Source organism: Cronobacter universalis NCTC 9529 (assembly GCF_001277175.1).
GTDB classification, from domain to species: domain Bacteria; phylum Pseudomonadota; class Gammaproteobacteria; order Enterobacterales; family Enterobacteriaceae; genus Cronobacter; species Cronobacter universalis.
Genome location: NZ_CP012257.1, coordinates 2,284,122 through 2,304,535 on the forward strand (window position 1 = coordinate 2,284,122; position 20,414 = coordinate 2,304,535).

Annotated in this window: 20 protein-coding genes; 10 read left to right on the plus strand and 10 right to left on the minus strand. The window is 60.6% G+C overall.

Features of this window, described 5'->3' with window-relative positions; translation table 11 throughout:
- Window positions 1-178: 178 nt before the first annotated feature.
- Together AFK65_RS10550 and AFK65_RS10555 are read left to right on the plus strand one after the other, a co-directional pair.
- Entirely contained in the window at window positions 179-1,102 is a 924-nt protein-coding gene (locus tag AFK65_RS10550) for a LysR substrate-binding domain-containing protein (RefSeq protein ID WP_007698008.1), read from the plus strand.
- A 118-nt stretch (window positions 1,103-1,220) separates the two neighbouring features.
- Window positions 1,221-2,288, plus strand: coding sequence for an alkene reductase (locus tag AFK65_RS10555; RefSeq protein ID WP_038857107.1), 1,068 nt, complete (start codon window positions 1,221-1,223; stop codon window positions 2,286-2,288).
- 121 nt (window positions 2,289-2,409) lie between these two features.
- Here AFK65_RS10555 and AFK65_RS10560 read toward each other — a convergent pair whose 3' ends face one another.
- The 4 genes from AFK65_RS10560 to AFK65_RS10575 all read right to left on the minus strand — a co-directional run bounded on the left by AFK65_RS10560 (window position 2,410) and on the right by AFK65_RS10575 (window position 6,402).
- On the minus strand, window positions 2,410-2,910 hold the full coding sequence (locus AFK65_RS10560) for a YciE/YciF ferroxidase family protein (protein ID WP_007698019.1): 501 nt from the start codon (window positions 2,908-2,910) through the stop codon (window positions 2,410-2,412).
- 195 nt (window positions 2,911-3,105) lie between these two features.
- Complete coding sequence (locus tag AFK65_RS10565; RefSeq protein WP_038857106.1) at window positions 3,106-4,803, minus strand: methyl-accepting chemotaxis protein; 1,698 nt, start codon at window positions 4,801-4,803, stop codon at window positions 3,106-3,108.
- Between the two features lie 173 nt (window positions 4,804-4,976).
- Window positions 4,977-6,095: an S-(hydroxymethyl)glutathione dehydrogenase/class III alcohol dehydrogenase gene (locus AFK65_RS10570; protein WP_007698027.1), complete on the minus strand. Its 1,119-nt coding sequence runs from the start codon at window positions 6,093-6,095 to the stop codon at window positions 4,977-4,979.
- 31 nt (window positions 6,096-6,126) lie between these two features.
- Window positions 6,127-6,402: a metal/formaldehyde-sensitive transcriptional repressor gene (locus AFK65_RS10575; RefSeq protein WP_015741363.1), complete on the minus strand. Its 276-nt coding sequence runs from the start codon at window positions 6,400-6,402 to the stop codon at window positions 6,127-6,129.
- 301 nt (window positions 6,403-6,703) lie between these two features.
- Between AFK65_RS10575 and AFK65_RS10580 the strand changes: the two genes are divergently transcribed.
- Both AFK65_RS10580 and AFK65_RS10585 read left to right on the plus strand, forming a co-directional pair.
- Entirely contained in the window at window positions 6,704-6,931 is a 228-nt protein-coding gene (locus AFK65_RS10580; RefSeq protein WP_007698032.1) for a hypothetical protein, read from the plus strand.
- 149 nt (window positions 6,932-7,080) lie between these two features.
- Window positions 7,081-7,440 carry a hypothetical protein gene (locus tag AFK65_RS10585; RefSeq protein ID WP_007698034.1) on the plus strand — a complete coding sequence of 120 codons (360 nt, stop codon included), beginning with the start codon at window positions 7,081-7,083 and terminating at the stop codon, window positions 7,438-7,440.
- A gap of 21 nt (window positions 7,441-7,461) precedes the next feature.
- Here the strand turns inward: AFK65_RS10585 and AFK65_RS10590 are convergent, their stop codons facing one another.
- Both AFK65_RS10590 and cybB read right to left on the minus strand, forming a co-directional pair.
- Window positions 7,462-8,787: an MFS transporter gene (locus AFK65_RS10590; protein WP_032804640.1), complete on the minus strand. Its 1,326-nt coding sequence runs from the start codon at window positions 8,785-8,787 to the stop codon at window positions 7,462-7,464.
- 164 nt (window positions 8,788-8,951) lie between these two features.
- Window positions 8,952-9,482, minus strand: a complete 531-nt coding sequence (cybB, locus tag AFK65_RS10595; RefSeq protein ID WP_007698041.1) for a cytochrome b561 — start codon at window positions 9,480-9,482, stop codon at window positions 8,952-8,954.
- A gap of 101 nt (window positions 9,483-9,583) precedes the next feature.
- On the opposite strand from cybB, the gene AFK65_RS10600 reads away from it, so the two are divergent.
- The gene (locus AFK65_RS10600; RefSeq protein WP_007698044.1) at window positions 9,584-10,504 is read left to right on the plus strand and encodes an alpha/beta hydrolase; all 921 of its coding nucleotides are present in this window, start codon (window positions 9,584-9,586) and stop codon (window positions 10,502-10,504) included.
- Between the two features lie 34 nt (window positions 10,505-10,538).
- Here the strand turns inward: AFK65_RS10600 and aldA are convergent, their stop codons facing one another.
- Both aldA and AFK65_RS10610 read right to left on the minus strand, forming a co-directional pair.
- Window positions 10,539-11,978, minus strand: a complete 1,440-nt coding sequence (aldA, locus tag AFK65_RS10605) for an aldehyde dehydrogenase (RefSeq protein WP_038857105.1) — start codon at window positions 11,976-11,978, stop codon at window positions 10,539-10,541.
- A gap of 203 nt (window positions 11,979-12,181) precedes the next feature.
- Complete coding sequence (locus AFK65_RS10610) at window positions 12,182-12,985, minus strand: YdcF family protein (protein ID WP_038857169.1); 804 nt, start codon at window positions 12,983-12,985, stop codon at window positions 12,182-12,184.
- Window positions 12,986-13,390: 405 nt separating this feature from the next.
- Between AFK65_RS10610 and AFK65_RS10615 the strand changes: the two genes are divergently transcribed.
- A complete protein-coding gene (locus tag AFK65_RS10615) occupies window positions 13,391-14,713 on the plus strand; it encodes an MFS transporter (RefSeq protein WP_038857104.1) in 1,323 nt (440 codons plus the stop codon).
- Here AFK65_RS10615 and fos read toward each other — a convergent pair whose 3' ends face one another.
- Window positions 14,714-15,121 carry a FosA family fosfomycin resistance glutathione transferase gene (fos, locus tag AFK65_RS10620; protein WP_007698054.1) on the minus strand — a complete coding sequence of 136 codons (408 nt, stop codon included), beginning with the start codon at window positions 15,119-15,121 and terminating at the stop codon, window positions 14,714-14,716. It lies immediately after the preceding gene.
- Complete coding sequence (locus tag AFK65_RS10625) at window positions 15,105-15,593, minus strand: GNAT family N-acetyltransferase (RefSeq protein WP_038857102.1); 489 nt, start codon at window positions 15,591-15,593, stop codon at window positions 15,105-15,107. The genes fos and AFK65_RS10625 overlap by 17 nt, the downstream gene beginning before the upstream one ends.
- Before the next feature lie 188 nt (window positions 15,594-15,781).
- Between AFK65_RS10625 and AFK65_RS10630 the strand changes: the two genes are divergently transcribed.
- The 4 genes from AFK65_RS10630 to AFK65_RS10645 are packed head-to-tail and all read left to right on the plus strand — an operon-like array spanning window position 15,782 to window position 20,413.
- Window positions 15,782-16,213: a MarR family winged helix-turn-helix transcriptional regulator gene (locus tag AFK65_RS10630; protein WP_038857099.1), complete on the plus strand. Its 432-nt coding sequence runs from the start codon at window positions 15,782-15,784 to the stop codon at window positions 16,211-16,213.
- On the plus strand, window positions 16,213-17,868 hold the full coding sequence (locus AFK65_RS10635; protein ID WP_038857097.1) for an MFS transporter: 1,656 nt from the start codon (window positions 16,213-16,215) through the stop codon (window positions 17,866-17,868). The genes AFK65_RS10630 and AFK65_RS10635 overlap by 1 nt, the downstream gene beginning before the upstream one ends.
- Window positions 17,869-17,906: 38 nt before the next feature.
- A complete protein-coding gene (locus tag AFK65_RS10640; protein WP_038857096.1) occupies window positions 17,907-18,989 on the plus strand; it encodes an HlyD family secretion protein in 1,083 nt (360 codons plus the stop codon).
- Window positions 18,989-20,413, plus strand: a complete 1,425-nt coding sequence (locus AFK65_RS10645; RefSeq protein ID WP_007698068.1) for an efflux transporter outer membrane subunit — start codon at window positions 18,989-18,991, stop codon at window positions 20,411-20,413. The genes AFK65_RS10640 and AFK65_RS10645 overlap by 1 nt, the downstream gene beginning before the upstream one ends.
- Window position 20,414 lies beyond the last annotated feature (1 nt).

Consider the following 20,414-nt stretch of genomic DNA (forward strand, 5'->3'; position numbering starts at 1 on the left):
CTGGTTTACACCCTGTCATATGAAAATCGTCTGGCCGATCCGCGGGTTACTCTTTTCGCCATTGTCCCGAGGATGATGTTGCATATTTATCTGTTTTGTTAATATTATTTTGCTAGCAAGTTATCAAAATTAAACAAGTTATCTTGTCACGGCTCCCGCTCTGTTTTTAACATCAGCTATGGAAAAAAACGGTTTGTTCTCCCAGCGCATTCGCTTGCGCCACTTGCATACCTTCGTCGCCGTCGCTCAGCAGGGCACCCTCGGGCGTGCGGCGGAAACCCTTAATCTCAGCCAGCCGGCGCTCTCCAAAACGCTTAACGAGCTGGAGCAGCTCACCGGCGCGCGGCTGTTTGAACGCGGCCGCCTCGGCGCGCAGCTCACGCTGCTTGGCGAGCAGTTTCTCACCCACGCGGTGAAAGTGCTCGACGCGCTCAATCACGCCGGCCAGGCGCTGAACCGTAAGCCGGAAGAAGGCTGCGACGTCGTGCGTATCGGCGCGCTGCCCACGGCCGCGCTCGGCGTCCTGCCCGCGGTGATTGGCCCTTTTCACAAGCAGCAGAGCGATATCACGCTGCAGGTGGCCATCATGAACAACACCATGCTGCTGGCGGGCCTGAAATCGGGCGAGCTGGATCTCGGCGTGGGCCGGATGTCCGATCCGGAGTTGATGAACGGGCTGAATTACGAACTGCTGTTTATGGAAGCCCTGAAGCTGGTGGTGCGCCCCGGACACCCGCTGTTGCAGGATACCGTCACCCTGAGCCGGGTGATGGAGTGGCCGGTGGTGGTTTCGCCCAAAGGCACCGTGCCGCGCGATAACGCCGAAACGCTGCTGGCAAGTCAGGGGTGCCAGCTCCCCGCCACCTGTATCGAAACGCTCTCAGCGTCGCTCTCGCGCCAGTTAACGGTCGATTATAACTACGTCTGGTTTGTGCCCTCGGGCGCGGTCAAAGAGGATTTACGCCAGGGCACGCTGACGGCGCTGCCCATCGCCATCCCTGGCCCCGGCGAGCCTATCGGCATTCTGACCCGCGTCGACGCCCCGCTCTCCCAGGGCGCGCGGGCGCTGCTGTCGTCGATTCGCAAATCGATGCTCAACTGAGCCCAAAACCCGTTGCGGAATTAATTAGCGTGAAAAGTAATAAGCCTCGAGGCTTGCCATCTGGCGCGTGATATCGTTTAAATGGCAGATACGCCTTTATCCTGACGGGAGTTCTGTTATGTCAACGCTGTTAGAACCGGTAAACATTGGCGCGCTGGAGTTAAAAAACCGCGTCGTGATGGCGCCGCTGACGCGCATGCGCGCGGTGGACGAGCGCACGCCGGGCGACGTGGTGAAAACGTACTACACGCAGCGCGCCAGCGCCGGGCTTATATTCACCGAAGCCACCTCCGTGACGCCGCAGGGCGTCGGCTACCCGAACACGCCGGGGATCTGGTCGGAAAAACAGGTCGGCGCGTGGCGCGAAATCGTCGATGCGGTGCATCAGGCGGGCGGCCGGATGGTGCTGCAACTCTGGCACGTAGGCCGCGTCTCCGACCCGGTTTTTCTGAACGGCGAAAAACCGGTCGCGCCGAGCGCTATCGCCCCGGAAGGCCATGTGACCACAGTGCGCCCGAAACGTCCTTACGGCACCCCGCGCGCGCTGGAAACCCATGAAATTCCGGGCATCGTGGAAGATTTCCGCCGCGCGGCGATTAACGCCAAACGCGCGGGCTTCGACGCCGTGGAGATCCATGCGGCGAACGGGTATCTGTTCGATCAGTTCCTGCATGACGGCTCCAACCAGCGCACCGATCAATACGGCGGGAGCATTGAAAACCGCGCGCGCTTCCTGCTGGAAACCGTGGACGCGCTGCTGACCGAATGGCCTGCCGACCGCGTCGGGGTGCATCTCAATCTGATGTCTAACTCCTATTCGATGCACGATTCTGACCCGGTGGCGATGTTCGGTTATGTGCTGGAGCAACTGAACGCGCGCCGCCTGGCGTTTGTCTTCTCGCGTGAGGCGCTGGATACGCCCAACCGCGTCGGGCCGCAGATCCGCCATAAATTCACCGGCGCCTGGATTGCCAACGAAGGGCTGACCAAAGAGAGCGCCGAGGCGGTCATTGCGAGCGGCGAAGCGGACGCGGCGGCATTCGGCAAGATCTATATCGCTAACCCCGATCTGGTGGAGCGTTTTCGCAGAAACGGGCCTTACAATCCGCTTGATGACGCCACCATCTACGCCGAAGGCGCGACCGGCTATACCGACTATCCGTTCCTTGATGATAATACGCAGTAAAAATGACTCTCACTTCCGGGCGCTGCGGCGCCCTTTTCTTTTTACGCAGGCATAAAAAAACCCCCGGCAAGCCGGGGGTTGGGCGCGTCGCGCTTTGAGGGTAAAGCGCGCAGAAGCGGGGTTACGCCGCTTTGGATGCTTTCGCGTTGATCGCCGTTTCCGCGATGGTGGTCAGTTTGCCGTCGGTGGATTTCTCCTCTTCGAGCGTTTCTGCCAGCAGTTTTTTCGCGTCTTTGTAGCCTAACTGTTCCGCCAGGGTGCAGAGCGTGCCGTAAGCGGCGATTTCATAGTGCTCCACTTTCTGCGCCGCGGCGATAAGGCCAGCGTCGCGTACCGGGCCCTGGGCGATTTCATCAATCACTTCCTGGCCTTCTTCAATCAGCCCTTCCATCGCCACGCATTTGATGCGGCGCAGTTTAAGCTCAGGCACGCTTTCCACCACCTGATCGATGCGTTCAATCTGGCCCCGGGTTTCCTCGAGGTGAGCGCGGAATGCCGCGGCCAGCTTTTCATCGGATGCGGCGCGGGCCAGCTTCGGCAGAGCGCGGGTCAGCTGTTTCTCGGCGCTATAGGTGTCTGAAAGTAGATGTACAAAAAGATCCTGAGCGGTTTTGATCTGCATCTCGTGCCTCCATTAGGGTTGTCAAAAGTAAAGCCCTTTAAGCATGGACAACGAATGCGGAAATAAGCCAGGCGGCAAACGCGAAAAGTGATACAGCATAATCCGAAAACGACACGCCAAAAAAAGCCGCTCACGGGAGCGGCAAAAGTCAGGCTAAGAGTATAACGGCGGGCAGGCTGCGCTGCCCTTGATAGATCAGAAGGTTTCCCAGTGGTCGCTTTGGGCGAGCGCCGCGCGCGGTACGACCGGCGCCAGCGGCTGCGCGGCGGGCGGTTGCGGCTCGTTTTTACGCGCGGCTGAAGCGGCGCTTAAGCGGAACGCGCCCACGGCCTGCGTCAGGCGACCGGCCTGCTCTTCAAGCGATACCGCCGCCGAGGAGGCCTCTTCCACCAGCGAGGCGTTCTGCTGCGTCACGTTATCCATTTCGGCGATGGCCTGCGCCACCTGCTCAATGCCCTGACGCTGTTCATCCGACGCCGCCGCGATTTCCAGCATGATGTCGGTCAGGCGTTTCACCGCCTCGACGATGCCTTTCATCGTATCCCCGGCGTTGACGACTTCGCTGGAGCCGCGATCGATAAGCGCCACCGATTCGCTGATAAGTCCTTCAATCTCTTTCGCCGCCTGGGCGCTGCGGCTCGCCAGCGTGCGCACTTCGCTGGCGACGACCGCGAAGCCGCGGCCCTGCTCGCCCGCACGCGCCGCTTCCACCGCGGCGTTAAGCGCGAGGATGTTGGTCTGGAAGGCGATGCTGTTAATCACCGCCGTGATTTCAGAGATTTTCTTCGAGCTGCTGGAGATATTGCCCATCGTGGTCACTACGCCGGAGACAATCTGCCCGCCGGTGGTGGCTTTGCCGGAGGCGTCCTGCGCCAGTTTGCTGGCGTGATGGGCGTTGTCGGCGTTCTGTTTCACGGTGGCGGTCAGCTGTTCCATGCTGGCGGCGGTCTGCTCCAGCGCGGCGGCCTGCTGCTCGGTGCGTGAAGAGAGATCGGTATTGCCCGCGGAGATTTCGCTGGTGCCCTGGTAAATCGCCTGCGCGCCTTCGCGCACGGCGCTGACGGTTTTCACCAGCGACCGCTGCATCATTTGCAGATGCTGGCTCAGGCGGCCGATTTCGCTGCGCCCTGTCGCCTCTTCCGGCAGCGTCAGATCGCCGCTGGCGATAGTTTCAATGCGCGTCGCCGCATGTTGCAGCGGAACGATAACCACGCGACGCAGCACCACGAAGGTGAGCAGCGTCATGACCAGCGCGACCGCGAACGCGGCGACCATCACCATCAGGCTGAAGTGGGTGCGGCTGCTGGCGTCGCTGCGCAGTTGCTCAACGCGCGCGGTGCGGCTCGCCAGCGCTTTCGCCAGCACCTGGTTGTAGTCGTCGTCAAGCTTACGGGCGGTTTCGTTTTCATGCTCGATAATCGCTTCGAACATGCCGTTTTTGGCATATTTCAGCATCGGCGCCAGGCCGCTGATGTAGGCGTCGTAACGGGCTTTCAGCTCGGTGTCGAGCGCCGCTTCGGAATCCGCTTGGGTAGCGCGATCCACATACTGTTTAAAACCGACGTTGGCCTGCGCAATCGCTTTTTCCGCGTCGGCGATGTTGCGCTTCATGGCGTCCATCTCCGCGACGCGGCTGGCCGCGCCCGCGTGGATCATATTGATACGCGCCGTGCGAAGCTGGTTGGCGCTATCCGCAAGCCCACTGCGAATCTGTATCTCTTGCGTTACGTTGTTAAGCGCGCTGTCGCCCTGCATAAGGAAGTATCCTGCCAGCCCGCCGCAAAGCGCGAACAACACCAGAATCCCTCCCAGGATGACGGAGAACAGCGGGACAAGCCGAATGTGATGCCAGAAGCTTAGCGCCCCGGAATCACGGGTTGTTGTTTTATTCATGGCCACGATTTCCCTTTGGGTAAGATGCAAAAATAGTCTTGCCTTTAGGACATCGGCAGTTTTGCGTAAACGCTTACCCTTAAAAGCGATACCTGGCTCACAGATTCGAAAAGAGGGGCTAAAGTCGGGGAAAGCGAAGAGGCCAGCAGCCGCTAAGCCGCTGGCAGATAAGGTTATTTGTCGCCGAAGTGGATAACGGTGCGGATCGATTTGCCTTCGTGCATCAGGTCAAACGCCTCGTTAATCTGCTCAAGCGGCAGGCGGTGCGTGATGAAAGGATCGAGGCGAATCTTGCCCGCCATCGCGTCTTCCACCATGCCCGGCAGCTGGGTGCGGCCTTTCACGCCGCCGAACGCCGACCCGCGCCAGACGCGGCCTGTCACCAGCTGGAACGGACGCGTTTTGATCTCCTGGCCTGCGCCCGCCACGCCGATGATAACGCTTTCACCCCAGCCTTTATGGCAGCATTCCAGCGCCGCGCGCATCACGTTAACGTTGCCAATGCACTCGAAGCTGAAATCGACGCCGCCGTCGGTCATCTCAACGATAACGTCCTGAATCGGCTTGTCGTAATCTTTCGGGTTAACGAAATCGGTCGCGCCCATTTCACCCGCCAGCTTGAATTTCTCCGGGTTCGTGTCGATGGCCAGAATGCGCCCGGCCTTCGCCTGTACCGCGCCCTGAATGACCGCGAGGCCGATACCGCCGAGGCCGAACACGGCAACGGTATCGCCCTCTTTTACTTTGGCGGTGTTATGCACCGCGCCGATGCCGGTGGTGACGCCGCAGCCCAGCAGGCAGACTTTATCGAGCGGCGCCTGCGGGTTCACTTTCGCCAGCGAAATTTCCGCACAGACGGTGTATTCGCTGAAGGTGCTGGTGCCCATGTAGTGATAAACCGGCTCGCCGTTGTAAGAGAAACGGGTGGTGCCGTCCGGCATCAGGCCTTTGCCCTGGGTGGCGCGCACGGCCTGGCAGAGGTTAGTTTTGCCGGATTTACAGAATTTGCACTCGCCGCACTCAGCGGTATAGAGCGGGATCACATGGTCGCCCGGCTTCAGGCTAGTGACGCCCTCGCCCACTTCCACGACCACGCCGCCGCCTTCATGGCCGAGCACCGCCGGGAATACGCCTTCCGGATCGTCGCCGGAGAGCGTGAACGCATCGGTGTGGCACACGCCGGTGTGGGTGATTTTGACCAGCACTTCGCCCTTTTTCGGCGGCGCGACGTCAATCTCGACGATTTCCAGCGGTTTGCCTGGGCCAAATGCGACTGCTGCACGTGATTTCATAATGTCCTTCCGTTGTAGTGAGTCGTCATAGTTATTTTAGATAAGCGCGCAAAAGCTGGCCGATTTCCGTCATCCGTTGCGCGCGCTGCTCCGGCGTGGTGTCGCCGCTGACCAGCTCATCTTTTAAGTGAATTTCCACCATTTCGCCCATCAGGCCGTTGGCGGCGCCGCGTACCGCGGCGATTTGCTGGAGAATATGGAGACAGGGTTCGCCCGCCTCCAGCGCGCGCTCCAGCGCCTCCGCCTGCCCGCGAATGCGACGCACGCGGGTCAGAATGCGCTTTTTGTCTTCAGGAGAATGCGGCATGGTTTTGGCCTCATGGATACTATAGGGGGGTATGGTATAGAAGTGCATGCGCCTCTGCAAACGGTCATTTTCTGGCGGTACGTTTTTGCGGGAAGGGAAACGGCTTTAGATAAAATGCGTGAGCAGGTCATTAAGCGGGTGAATGAATACAACAAATACAATTCAACTTATTGATTTTAAAATATTTATAGCACAATAAATCAAAACAACACGCGTTAAAGGCGCCATTTTATTAACCCTTTTTGGCATTCTTAAACGCTGTGTAAATCACCTCCACATCCAATAAACCGCAGGAGCCTTCATGAAGTTATTGTTGCCAACGGTAGCCTGGCTGCTGACCGTCATGCTGATAACCAAAAGCCTTTATCTGCTCATACCACCCGCGGCGCAGTACCCTTTTGCAGAACGCATGGGCTACTTTGGCGACGAAAGCGTCATGGACGCTATCCTCTACACCTTTACCGGCATTGCAGTGTTAATCAGTTCACTGCTGTGTTTCTGCCTGTTGCGTCTTCGTCGTCACCGATAAATCGCACGCCACACCACTCCCGCATTACTGCCATTAATCATTCACCAGTTGTATATATAGCCCTCAACCAAACTAACAGCATGATATATCTCAATACCAACGCCTTCGCAGGATGACATAACTGCCGCCCTGCAGAGGACAGGAGTGGTATGAAAAAATTATTGTTAGTGGCTTTACTCGCGATCTTCCCCCCATCCGTTTACCCCTTCGCTTTTGACAACAGTGTGCTGATGCTGCGCTGCCCCGGCAGAGAGACGATTGAAGTGATACTGCACCGCTATGAACATACGCAGGAGACCTGGGGCCGGGATCATTTTGAAACCGGCGGCGGTCACAGGCAGCGGGGAAGTTTAGTGATCTTCCCGTTCGCGAATCTGGACAGCATGGTATATGACCAGATGACGCAGTCGTTCGGCTTCTGGTATCAACGCGAAGCCAGGTTCGTCCACTGCCGGCTTCTGAGCCTGCGCAACGCCTGGCCGGTGGATCTCCCGGTGTTTCTGGAATAAACCCGGCCGAAGCGTGGCGGTTTAGCGCCGCAGCGGCAGCCCGGCGGTTTCTCTGGCGCGCATCACGGTAATAAAGGTGATCAGCGCCGCGCCCATGACATAAAACGCGGGTGAGAAAAGGTTGCCGGTGGAGGCGATGAGAAACGCCGAGAACCACGGCGTGATGCCGCCGAAAAAGGCGACCGACAGGTTATAGGCGACCGACAGCCCGCCGTAGCGCACGCTGGTCGGGAACAGCTCCGCCATCGCCGCGCTGCACGCGCCGTCAAAGGCGGCGATAAACGCGCCCAGCAGCAGCATCGCGAGCACGGCGGAAAGCATATCGCCGTTCGCCATCACCATCAGCGCCGGGTAGGTAAAGAGGATAAATCCGCCGCAGCCCGCGAGCATCAGGGGGCGACGGCCATAGCGGTCGGAGAGCCAGCCCATAAACGGCACCAGCACCGCGATGCCGAACAGCCCGATGGTGGTGATCGCGTAGGCGTCGAGCTTGCTGAAGTGCATCTGCGTTATCAGGTAGCCCGGCATAAAGGTTTGCAGCATCCAGTGCCCGACCGCTTTGATAACCACAAACCCGACGCAGAACAGCAGCGCGCCGCGGGCGCTTTTGAGCGTACTGCGCAGCGGCGCGGCCTGTGTGGTGCCCGCTTTCGCCGCCGCCTGGAATTCCGGCGTGTCTTCAAGATGCGTTCTCAGGTAAAGCCCCACCCAGCCGAGCGGCCCGGCGATCAAAAACGGAATGCGCCAGCCCCAGTCGTTCATCGCGGTTTCGCCAAGACTGGCGGTCAGTAAAAATACAAGTCCGGAGCCCGCCACAAACGCCATAAAGCCGAAGTTATCGATCCAGCAGGTGAAGTAACCGCGCTTATGCACCGGCGCGTACTCCGCCAGGAACGTAGTCGCGCCGGACGTCTCGCCGCCTGCCGCAAAGCCCTGCACCAGGCGGGTGAGCACCAGCAGCGCGGGCGCCAGCAGACCAATCTGATGATACGTCGGCAAGAGGCCCATAATGAAGGTGGCGCCGGAGGTAAGCAGAATGACCGTCGCCAGCACGCGCTTGCGGCCGATGCGGTCGCCAAGCGAGCCGAAATAGAGCCCGCCGAGCGGGCGCATGATAAACCCCGCGCCGAACACCGCGAAGGACGAGAGCAGCGCCGCCGCAGGGTCGCCGGTCTGGAAAAACTGCATCCCGATAATGGCCGCCAGCGTGCCGTAGAGCCCGAAATCGAACCATTCCACAAAATGGCCGACGCCGGTCGCCAGCAGTACCTTACGCAGTTTACGCGCCAGATGCGCCTGTTCGTCCACTGCTGCCCCTGTCGCTTCATGTTGTACTGACTGCGTCATGCTGTCTCTCCCGGCTGGCGCGCTGACAATCGCGCGAGTGTTTCTATAATAGATATAGATCTATAAGCCGCCGTTGCCAGACCGCCCATGTTGCATCGTTTAAAATGTGAGCTCTGCCGCGCAGTCCTCTGCAAAAAGCCGGAAAGATCACATTTCGGCCCGCGTTAATCGCGCTTGCCCGGCATCATGCGCAGCAGCGTGTTGTCTTTCCAGAAATAGTGATGCGCCAGCGCCGCCGCCGCATGAAGCCCTATGACAAAATAGCTGAGATTCGCGATAAAGGCGTGAATGGCGCGCAACTGCATTTCGAGATCTTCATCAGGTTCGGCGGCGACCGGCATGCTGATGCCAAACGCAAACCACGGGCTGCCGCCATAATATTTGGCAACGATCCCGAGCAGCGGCAGGCCGATAAACATCAGGTAGATGACCAGATGCACCAGATGGGAAAGCCCGATATACATCGCGCGCGGTTTCGGCACGATGGGCGGCGCGGGATATTTAATGCGCACCAGCAGGCGTGTGACCATCAGCGCCAGAATCGCGATGCCGCAGCTGAAGTGCGTCCAGATAAACAATCGCCCGACAGGACGCGGCACCAGCCCGCGCAGCTCCATCGCCGCGTAAGCCATAACCACCAGAACGAACACCAGCCAGTGAAGCGTGATTTGTAATGACGTGTATTTACTGCGCATAAGACTATCCTGATTAAACGCAACGAAAACACCAGGATAACGGCTGAAGATGAATTATTCATTAGTTTTCACGCCCCCACAGAATAATGAAAGGAGAGAGTATGAACGCCCACGACGCTCTGTTAACCCGCATGCGCGAGGCGGTCAAACGCGCCAGCGAACTCGCCGTCTGGCCGCAGGACGAGGCGCCAGGCGCGCGTCAGAGCCCGGCGGTGTTCACCCTTGAAGAGCGCCTGACCGGCGACAGCGACCTCGACCGCTCCGTCACCGGCGTGTGCGCGCCGCGTATTGTGGTCTACGCGCCGGAACATCCTAACGGCACCGGCATTCTGGTGACGCCCGGCGGCTCCTACCGCCGCGTGGTGCTGGATAAAGAAGGCAGCGCGCTGGCACCCGCGTTTAACGATCGCGGTTATACGCTGTTTGTGATGACCTATCGCCTGCCCGCCGACGGCCACGCCGAAGGCGCCGACGCCCCGCTCGCCGATCTCCAGCGCGCCATGCGGCTTATCCGCGCCCGGGCGTCGCGCTGGCAACTCGACCCGGACAAACTCGGCGTGCTGGGCTTTTCCGCGGGCGGTCACGCCGCCGCAAGCCTCGGCACCCGCTGGAACGACGCGGTGTACGCGCCGCTGGATGAAACCGACGCGTTCAGCGCCCGCCCGGCCTTTATGGGGCTGGTCTATCCGGTCATGACCATGGAGGAGCCGGTGGCGCACCCCGGCTCGCGGGAGGCGCTGGTAGGCAACGCGCCCGATGAACGCGCCATCCGCCGCTATTCGCCGGAAAAAGCGGTCACCCACGCCACCCCGCCCGCGTTTTTACTGCACGCGGTGGATGACCCGGCCGTGAAAGTGGAAAACAGTCTGCTGATGTTTAACGCGCTGCACGCGCAGGGCGTGCCGGTGGAGATGCATCTTTTTGAACAGGGGCAACACGGATTCGGCATTCGCGATGCCCTGGGGCTGCCCGCGCACGTCTGGCCGGAGCTGCTGATGAACTGGATTGAGAGCAAACGCTGACGCAGCGGGCCGCCTGCAGGCGGCCCTGAAACGGTTAGCTTTGCAGATAGACAACCTGGGTTTGCAGATATTCATGCAGCCCGTGTTTGCCATCCGCTCCGCCGATGCCGGATTTACGCCAGCCCGCGTGGAACCCCTGCATCGCTTCGAAGTTTTCACGGTTGATGTAAGTTTCGCCAAACTTCAGCCCGTTAATCGCTTTCATGGCGGTGGCGAGCGACTGTGTATAAATTGACGACGTCAGGCCGTACTCGCTGTCGTTCGCCATCGCAATGGCCTCTTCCAGCGTCCCGAACGTGACGACCGGCAGCACCGGGCCGAACGTCTCTTCATGCATAATGCTCATCTCCTGGCGCACATCCACCAGCAGCGTCGGCGGATAGAAATAGCCTTTGCCTTCCACCGCCTTGCCGCCGAGCGCCACCGTCGCGCCCTCGCTGACCGCGCGCGCCACTTTCTCTTTCACGCGCGCCAGCGCAGCCGCGTTGATCAGCGGCCCCATCGCGATATCGTCATGCGCCGCCGGATCGCCGAATGTCACCGCGCTCAGCGCCTCGCCAAGCGCGCTGACAAAACGGTCGTAAATGCCCTTCTGCACATAGACGCGCTCAACGCAGTTACAGACCTGCCCGGTGTTAATGACGCGCGAATCGACAATCGCTTTTACCGCAAGCGGCACATCCGCATCGTCCATCACGATGGCGGGCGCTTTGCCGCCAAGCTCCAGACAGACTTTGGTGATGTTTTTCGCAGCCGCCGCCATGATTTTTTCGCCCGCGCCGACGCTGCCGGTCATGCTCACCAGCGCCACTTTCGGGTTGCCGGCCAGCTCCTGGCCGACGGTTTCTCCGCGCCCCAGCACCAGGTTAAATACGCCCGCCGGCAGCCCCACCTCATGCACGATCTGCGCAAACGCGATGGCGTTATTCGGCGTGAATTCGCTCGGTTTAATCACAATGGTGTTGCCGGTAATCAGCGCAGGCGCCAGTTTGCGGGCGATCAGAAAGAACGGGAAATTCCACGGCAGAATGCCGGTGGTAACGCCAAGCGCGCGCTTAAACACCAGAATATTTTCGCCAGGCCGGTCGCTTTGCAGGATTTCGCCTTCATAACGGCGCGCCCACTCGGCCATATAGTCGATGTAATCCGCCGTAAAGTTGACCTCAACGCTCGCGAGCTGCTGCGTTTTGCCGCCTTCGGCCACAATCAGCGCGCTGATTTCCGCCGCCTTTTCGCGGATGCCAGCGGCGATTTTACGCAGCCATCCGGCGCGCTCGATGGCGGGCAGCGCCTCCCAGCCCGCCTGCGCGCGGGCGGCGGCGTCAATGGCGCGGCGCGCGTCCTCTGCAGTGCCGTCCGGGATACGAGAAATCAACGCCTCCGTGGCGGGGTTGACCACATCGATCCACGCCTCGCCCTGCCACTGAACAAACTGACCGTCGATATACATAGGATGTTGTACGGGTGCTGTCATCGCGTGCTCCTGCTGTCGTATGGTTTTTAACAGGTGAATGAATTGTTAAAAAACTACGGGCGGCGGGCAGGCCAGAGAAACGTTTTGGCTGAAAATGTGAATCAGGTCGGGAAAAACGGCGGAGAAACCGCCATGAGATAACAATTATTCAACACGCCGCTGCCCGTTTGCGCCGTAAATCGCGCAAACGGGCAGGCTGGACGTCAGGCGAGCGAGCGATGACGCAGAAAGCTGGTGAGCTGCGGTTCATCGTGCAGCGCCTGCCAGGCGTTCAGTACTTCAGGCGGGATCGCCACTTCATCGATGAAATCGCGGCCCGCCGGGCCGTAGCCGTCTGCGTCGTTACGCAGGCGCGGGATCTCGCCCAGCACCAGCGACAGATACCGCTCTACCGGCCAGAGCCCTTCGGACGGCTCGCGGAACCGCACTGCCCTGGCGCCGTTCTCCAGCACCGGCTGTACGCCGGGGTAACTCAGCCATTCGGTCAGGGACGGCACGTCGCGCCAGGCGCGGGTAAAGGTGGCGTGGGTGCGCCGCTGCATGGTCGGGTCCTGAATCAGTATCGCGCGCGCAGGCAGTTCACCGCGAGCATCCAGCAGCTCGCGGGTGAAACGGGCGTTCTCGCCGCAGTTGGTGGATTTCTCCTCAACGATAATCTGCTCGTCAGGCACTTCATGAAACTCGCGGGCGATACGGGCCAGGATCCCCGCCTCGGTAAGCCCCGTGGTGCGCAGATGGTTGTAACGGGGATGCTGCGCCACGGCGGCATAAAGGAACGTGGTCGAGTGACCCAGCCCGCCGGTAATCAGCAGCGGCAGCCCGCTCTCTTTAGCCAGGCGCGCGGCGGCGTCCACGGTTGGCAGCACCGCGTTGCCCGCGAGCACAATCAGCTGCGCGTCCCCGGCGGCGGGCGCTGCGGCAAAATCGTTACGGGCGAGCCAGGCGCCGATGAGGTTAATACGCTGCAGCGTGCCTTCCGAAAGCAGAGGAAAAGGCATCATGTTCATGGTCACCTCCATAGTCAAAGCCAGCATCCAGCGTACCGACTGGCGTTCGGCTCCCCTACCGGAGAGCTCCTAATCTGCCTGCGCCTGCTGCTCAGCAGACCGCTAAATGTTACAAATTTGAAATAAATCGAATTTGCTGAAAATCGTCGGGTTGCACCTGTTTCCCATTCTGACGGATTCCCCATCCCGAATAATAATCTGCGGCAAACCATCGTTAATTAAGGTTTTATCCCTGGCCGATATGGCTGATTTAGCACCACTGGCACGACCAGTGGTTTGCCAAATACGCCGACCAAACTTAATTTGCTTAACACTTTGACAACCTTTTTTACCGTTCAGGGTTGCACCTGTAGCGCGCCAGGTAGCGCCTTGCACCACCACTCAACGTGCGAGGGTTTCACTCTAATGACGACACACGACGGCAGTATCGCTATCCTCAAAAAGAACCGAAAAGTGCTGATCGCGAGCCTCACAGGCAGCGCTATTGAATGGTTCGACTACTTTCTCTATGGCACCGCCGCCGCACTGGTGTTTAACAAGATCTTTTTCCCGATGGTTGACCCGGTGATTGGGCTTATCCTCTCCTGGCTCTCCTTCTCGCTGACCTTTTTTATCCGCCCGATTGGCGGCGTGTTTTTCGCCCATATCGGCGACCGCATCGGGCGTAAGAAAACGCTGGTACTGACCCTCTCGCTGATGGGCGGCGCGACGGTGATGATTGGCCTGCTGCCTGATTATGAAACGATCGGTATCTGGGCGCCGGTGCTGCTGATCCTGATGCGCATTATCCAGGGCATGGGCATTGGCGGTGAATGGGGCGGCGCACTGCTCCTCGCCTACGAATACGCGCCCGAAAAGCGCAAAGGATTTTTCGGCAGCATCCCGCAGGCGGGCGTGACCATCGGCATGCTGATGGCGACATTTATCGTCTCGCTGATGACGCTGTTTAGCGAAGCGCAATTTCTCGCCTGGGGCTGGCGTATTCCGTTTCTTTTTAGCGCGGTGCTGGTGTTGCTGGGGTTGTGGATCCGTCGCGGAATTGATGAAACGCCTGATTTCCAGCAGGCGAAGCGCACCGGGCAGCTCAGCAAAACGCCGCTGCGCGTGACGGTACGCCACCACTGGCGCGAAGTGCTTATCGCCGCCGGTTTAAAAGTCGTGGAAACCGCGCCCTTCTACATTTTCTCGACTTTCGTGGTGAGCTACGCCACCACTACGCTGGCCTATGAAAAATCCCAGGCGCTGGAATCGGTAACGCTGGCGGCACTGGTGGCGACGGTACTGATCCCGGTGATGGGGCTGCTGTCGGATAAAATTGGCCGCAAGCGGATGTATGCGGTGAGCGTTATGCTGCTGGGCGCCTTTATCGTGCCGTGGTTTATGCTGCTCGACACCGGCACCACCTGGGGGATCGTGCTCGCGACGGTTATCGCGTTCGGCGTACTGTGGGCGCCGATCACCGCGGTGCTCGGCACGCTCTGTTCAGAGATTTTCCACGCACGGGTGCGCTATACCGGTATTACGCTTGGGTATCAACTGGGCGCCGCGCTCGCCGGCGGTACCGCGCCGCTTATCGCCACGGGCCTGCTGGCCCACTCCGGCGGCGACTGGACGCCCGTCGCCTGGTATCTGGCAGTCACCGTCGCGATTTCGCTTCTGGCTATCCTGTGCGCCAGCCGCCTGAATAGCCGTGAAGCCCCTGTGGAAGGCGAAACCACTGTGCGGTAATCAATCAAAAAACGTCATTCCCCGGTAAGGCCGCGTACGGCAGGCGGCCAGCCGGGTGGCGAGACTGCCGACATGCAGCTCAAGCTGATGCCCGTCCGGGTCGAGAAAATACCAGGAATCGCCCTCGCTGCGGTTGGTTTTCCAGATTTTCACGCCCGCGGCGGTCAGGGTGTCCACCACCTGCGGGAAATCCGCCTCGCTCACGGTAAAGGCATAATGCGTGTAGTCACGGGCAGGCTGCCCGGCGTTGTCATCCAGCGACAGACAGAGCCAGAGATCGCCGCACGAAAGATACGCTCCGCCGTCCCAGCGCGCATGCAGCCGCAGCCCTGGCAGCGTCCGGTAAAACGCGAGGCTTCGCGCCACATCGCGCACGGCAAGCGTAAGGTGGTTAAGCCCGCTGAGCATCTGCCGCGCCCCCGTCCTGCAGCGGCCTGGCGAAGCAGACCGCATCCTCCTGCCCCACATAGCGGCCGTAATTGTCGATAATTTCATAACCGCGGCGCAGGTAAAATTCCACCGCGCGCTGATTAGTGCGGCGGGTCTCCAGCCATGCCTGCTGATAGCCGAAGTCACGCGCGAAGCGCTCCGCCGCGCTTAATAACTGGCTGCCCGCGCCGGGGTTATCCGGCAGCGCGAACAGACGTTTGATTTCGGCGACGCCAGGCTGAAGCGGACGACAGGCCACGCAGCCGATGGCCGCGCCGCTGGCGTTACGCGCCAGCAAAAAGATCGCGCCCTTAACGCGCACATCGTCATTATCAAACGACTGCCTGCCCGAGCTGCCGGTGAGCGCCGCCAGCGTCTCGGAGAGCGCGGCCAGCAAAACGATAGCGTCAGGGTGCGTCGGGTCGCTCGGTTCAATCAGGTAATCAGGCATCTTTCTCTCTCATTCACGCGGCGTCAGGCCGCATCACAGCATAGCGCAGCGGCAACCAGTTCCGCTGTAATTCAGACAACGCGCCGCCATACATTCACAATATTTTTTAAAGATTAATTTACATTCACTTGAATTATTAAAATAGCGCGCCCTAGAATAGTTAGAGCACTAACGAATGGATAACCGCCGTGGATACGCGTGACCTGACTTTCTCTCATTTGCTGTGGATGACCGCCCACCACTGGCGTCTCGCGATGGATCGGCGGCTGAAAGGGCTTGGCATGAGCCAGGCGAGCTGGGTGGCCGTCGCCGCGATTGCGCGCCATGAAACCCCGCTGGCGCAGGGCGAGCTGGCGCAACAGCTGGGCGTGGAGAGCGCGACGCTGGTGCCGCTGCTGAATCGTCTGGTGGAACAGCAACTCATTGGGCGCGTCACGCCGCCCGGCGATCGCCGCAAGCGGCTGCTGGTCGCCACAGACCAGGGCCAGGCGCTGTTTGAAAAGGTGAAAGTCGAGGCGGACAGCCTGAGGGAGACTATCCTTTCCACCATTCCCCCGGAAGAACTGGCCGTCACGCGTCGCGTACTGGACCGTTTATTGCAGGAAATTGAAAAACAGTAATGCGATCGGTGAAACACGACCCTTATGCGCCGCGCGAATGGGCGCCCCATGAAAAACCGATGCTGCTCGGCTCGCCGTCGACGCCGCACCATGCGCCCTGGAAGCGCATCGCCTATGGCATCGTCGGGCTGCTGGTGTGTCTGACCGGCGCGCTCGGTAACGCGATGGTCACGGCGAACCTGCAAAATTTGCAGGGCACGTTCGCGGCCTGGTCGACGGAAATAGCCTGGCTCCCCGCGGTTTATGTCATGACCAACGTCTCCATCAACCTGCTGCTGGTGAAATTTCGCCAGCAGTACGGGCTGCGCGCCTTTACCGAAGGGTTCCTGGTGCTCTATGTGCTGGTGACGTTTTTCCACCTGTTCGTTAACGATCTCAACACCGCCATCATGGTGCGCGCAGCGCACGGCATGGTGGGCGCGGCGCTCAGCTCGCTCGGCATCTATTACCAGATCCAGGCCTGGCCCGCGAAGCATCGCCTGAAGGCGCTGACCATCGGTATTACCGGTTCGCAGCTGGCGATCCCCATCGCCCGCCTCTTCTCTACCGAGCTGCTGCAACTGGAGGAGTGGCGCGGTCTGTATCTGTTCGAGCTGGGGCTGGCGCTGATTTCGCTCGCCTGCGTGATTGCGCTGAAACTGCCGCCGGGCGATCGCCGTAAAGTGTTTGAGAAAAAAGATTTTATTACGTTCTTACTGATGGCGCCCGGCATGGCGCTGCTCTGCGGCGCGCTGTCGCTCGGGCGGCTCGACTGGTGGTTTGAAGCGCCGTGGATAGGCTGGGCGCTCGGCGCGTCGCTGGTGCTTATCCTCGCCGCTATCGTGTTTGAGCATAACCGCACTAATCCGCTGCTGAACACCCGCTGGCTCTCCAGCGGCAGTATTGTGCGCCTCGGGCTGATTATGGTGCTGATCCGCATCGTGCTGGCGGAGCAGAATACCGGCGCTATCGGCTGGTTGCAGTATATCGGTTTACAGAATGAGCAGATGACGCACCTGGCGCTGGCGATTCTGGCGGGCGTGATTTGCGGCATCGTCACCAGCGCGCTCACTATCAACCCGCAGAAAACCGTCTGGCCGATTATGGTCTCGCTGGCGCTGATGATTGTCGCCTCGCTGATGGACAGCCAGGCCACCAGCCAGACCCGCGCCGACCAGATGCTGATAAGCCAGTTCCTGCTCGGCTTCGGCAGCGCCTTTTTCCTGGCGCCGGCGATGCTGGCGGGCATTGGCGGCGTGATCGCCGATCCGCGCAACCTGGTGAGCTTCTCGGTGCTGTTCGGCATGAGCCAGAACCTGGGCGGGCTTATCGGTTCGGCGCTGCTCGGCACCTTCCAGACCTGGCGGGAGAAGTATCACTCCAGCCTGCTGGCCGACCAGCTCTCGTCACTCAACCCACTGGTGAATGAACGGCTCGCGCAGTACAGCCAGATCTGGAGCAACCTGCTTACCGACCCGACGCTGTTAAACACCCAGGCGGTGCAGCAGTTGCAGAGCGTGGCGACCACCGAGGCCAATATTCTGGCCTATAACGATACCTGTCTGCTGACGGCGGCCATCGCCGCCTCGACGCTGTTATGGATTTTCTGGCGGCTTATCCGCCTGCGGCTCGCCGCGCGCCGCGCCCTGAAGCAGGCGATGCAGAGCGGCCAGTAACCTGACGATTTTTTGACTGACATGATTCTGGAGTAGTGATGAGCCAACAAGGCGCCCCCACCCCCGCGTCGCCGGAAAAAAACAACCTGCGCGTGGTTTCCTTTTTCGCCGCCGGCGCCATCGGGCTGGTCGGCCTGCTGGTAATTATGTACGCCTGGCAGCTTCCGCCGTTTACCCGCCACGCGGCGTCGACGGATAACGCCTACGTGCGCGGTATGACGACGTTTATCAGCCCGCAGGTGAACGGCTATATCACCAACGTTAACGTGCAGGATTTCGCGCATGTGAACCAGGGCGACGTGCTGATGACGATCGATGACCGCATCTACAAACAGCGGGTGCATCAGGCGCAGGCGACGCTCGCGATGCGCGAGGCGGCGCTGGCTAATAACCTGCAACAGCGCCGCAGCGCCGAGGCGACGGTCGCCCAGAATAAAGCGGCGCTCGCCAGCGCCCGCGCCCAGAGCCTGCATAACCAGGCCGATTTACGCCGCGTGAAGGAACTGACACAGGATGGCTCGCTGTCGGTGCGCGAGCGCGACGCCGCCATCGCCAGCGCCGCGCAGGGCAGCGCCAGCGTAGAGCAGGCCGCCGCCCAGCTTGAGGTGTCGCGCCAGAATCTGCAAAGCGTGATTGTGAACCGCGCATCGCTCGAAGCGGATGTCGAAAACGCCCGCGCGGCGCTGGAGCTTGCTGAAATCGACCTGCAAAACACCCGTATTATCGCCCCGCGCGACGGCCAGCTCGGGCAAATTACCGTGCGTCAGGGCGGCTACGTGACCGCCGGAACGCGGCTGACGTCGCTGGTGCCGCCGCAGAACTGGGTTATCGCCAATCTGAAAGAAACCCAGCTTGCCGACGTGAAAACCGGCCAACCGGTGACGTTCACCGTGGACGCGCTGAACGATGAGAAATTCGAAGGCCGCGTGCAGAGCATCTCTCCGGCGACAGGCGTGGAGTTCAGCGCCATTACGCCCGATAACGCGACCGGCAACTTTGTAAAAATCGCCCAGCGTATCCCGGTGCGCATAGAGGTGCTGGGCGACGCCGAAAAACGCGCCCGCCTGCGTCCCGGCATGTCGGTTCAGGTCACCATCAACACCCGCAGCGAGGCGAAATAATGCGCCGCGCTCTGACACTGCTGACCACCGCCCTCCTGCTCGCAGGCTGTCATTCCGGCAACGTGGAGCAGGCCCGCCCCTCGCTTACTATTCCGCCCGCCTGGCGCGCCGCCGTCGGCCCGTCCTCGCCCACGGAAGGCTTCTGGTGGCGCAATTTTCACGATTCGGCGCTGAACCGCTATGTGGATCAGGCGCTTCGCTACAACAGCGATGTGCTGCTGGCTCGCGAGCGCGTTAATCAGTATCAGGCGCAGGTACAGGCGGCACTCGGCGATCGCTTCCCGACGCTCGACGCCGGTTTCAGCGCCGGCCGCAGCCGTTCGCAATCGGCCGCGACGGGCCTGCCGGTGTATGGCGATCTCTACAAAGGCAGCCTGAACGCCAGTTATAACGTCGATATCTGGGGCGAATACGCCAGCGCCGCCGACGCCGCCAGGGCGAGCCTGGAGGCGCAGAAAGCCGCGGCCGCCGCCGCCAACCTGACGGTGGCCTCGCAGGTCGCCAGCGGTTATATCACGCTGCTGGCGCTGGATGAGCAGCTTCGGGTGACGCAGTCGACGCTTAGCGCGCGCGAAGACGCGCTGAAGCTGGCGAAACGCCAGTATGAAACCGGCTACAGCTCACGGCTGGAGCTGATGCAGTCGGAATCTGAACTGCGCGCCACGCGCGCGCAGATCCCGCAGATTCAGCACCAGATAACCCAGCAGGAGAACGCGCTCAGTATTCTCATCGGCCAGAACCCTGGTCCGGTCGCGCGCGGCGGCGAGTTCGACGCCTTAAGCCCGCTTACGATCCCATCCCAGCTGCCGTCGTCGTTGTTAAACCGCCGTCCGGATATCGTCCAGGCCGAACAGACGCTGGTGGCGAGCGACGCGCAGCTGAACGTGGCCCGCGCGCGCCTGCTGCCGGGCATTAACCTCACCGCGTCGGGTTCGCTCCAGGAGAATACCCTGCCGGAACTGCTCGCCAACCCGCTGCGGCTCTGGAGCGTGGGTGCCAGCGTTCTTGCGCCGCTGCTGAACCGCGAGGCGCTGAATGCGCAGGTTGACGTGACAACGTCACAGAAAAATCAGGCGCTTTACAGTTATGAGAGCACAGTGCGCAATGCGTTCAGGGAAGTGAACGACAGCCTCGACGCGGTGCAGCGTCTTGGCGAACAGCTCGTTGAGCTGCAGGCGCAGGAGCAGGCCGCGCAGGAGACGCTGCGTATCGCCCATAACCGTTACCAGAACGGGTACGCCTCGTATCTTGATGAGCTGGACGCCCGCCGCACGCTCTTTTCGGCGCAGCTTAATGTGGTGCAGGTGAAAAACAATCTGCTGCTGGCGCAGGTGGATCTCTACCGGTCGCTCGGCGGCGGGTGGCCCGGTGCCGCTGCGCAAAACGGTAATCACAGCTATGCTGCTAAGGTAGCCAATCCGTAAT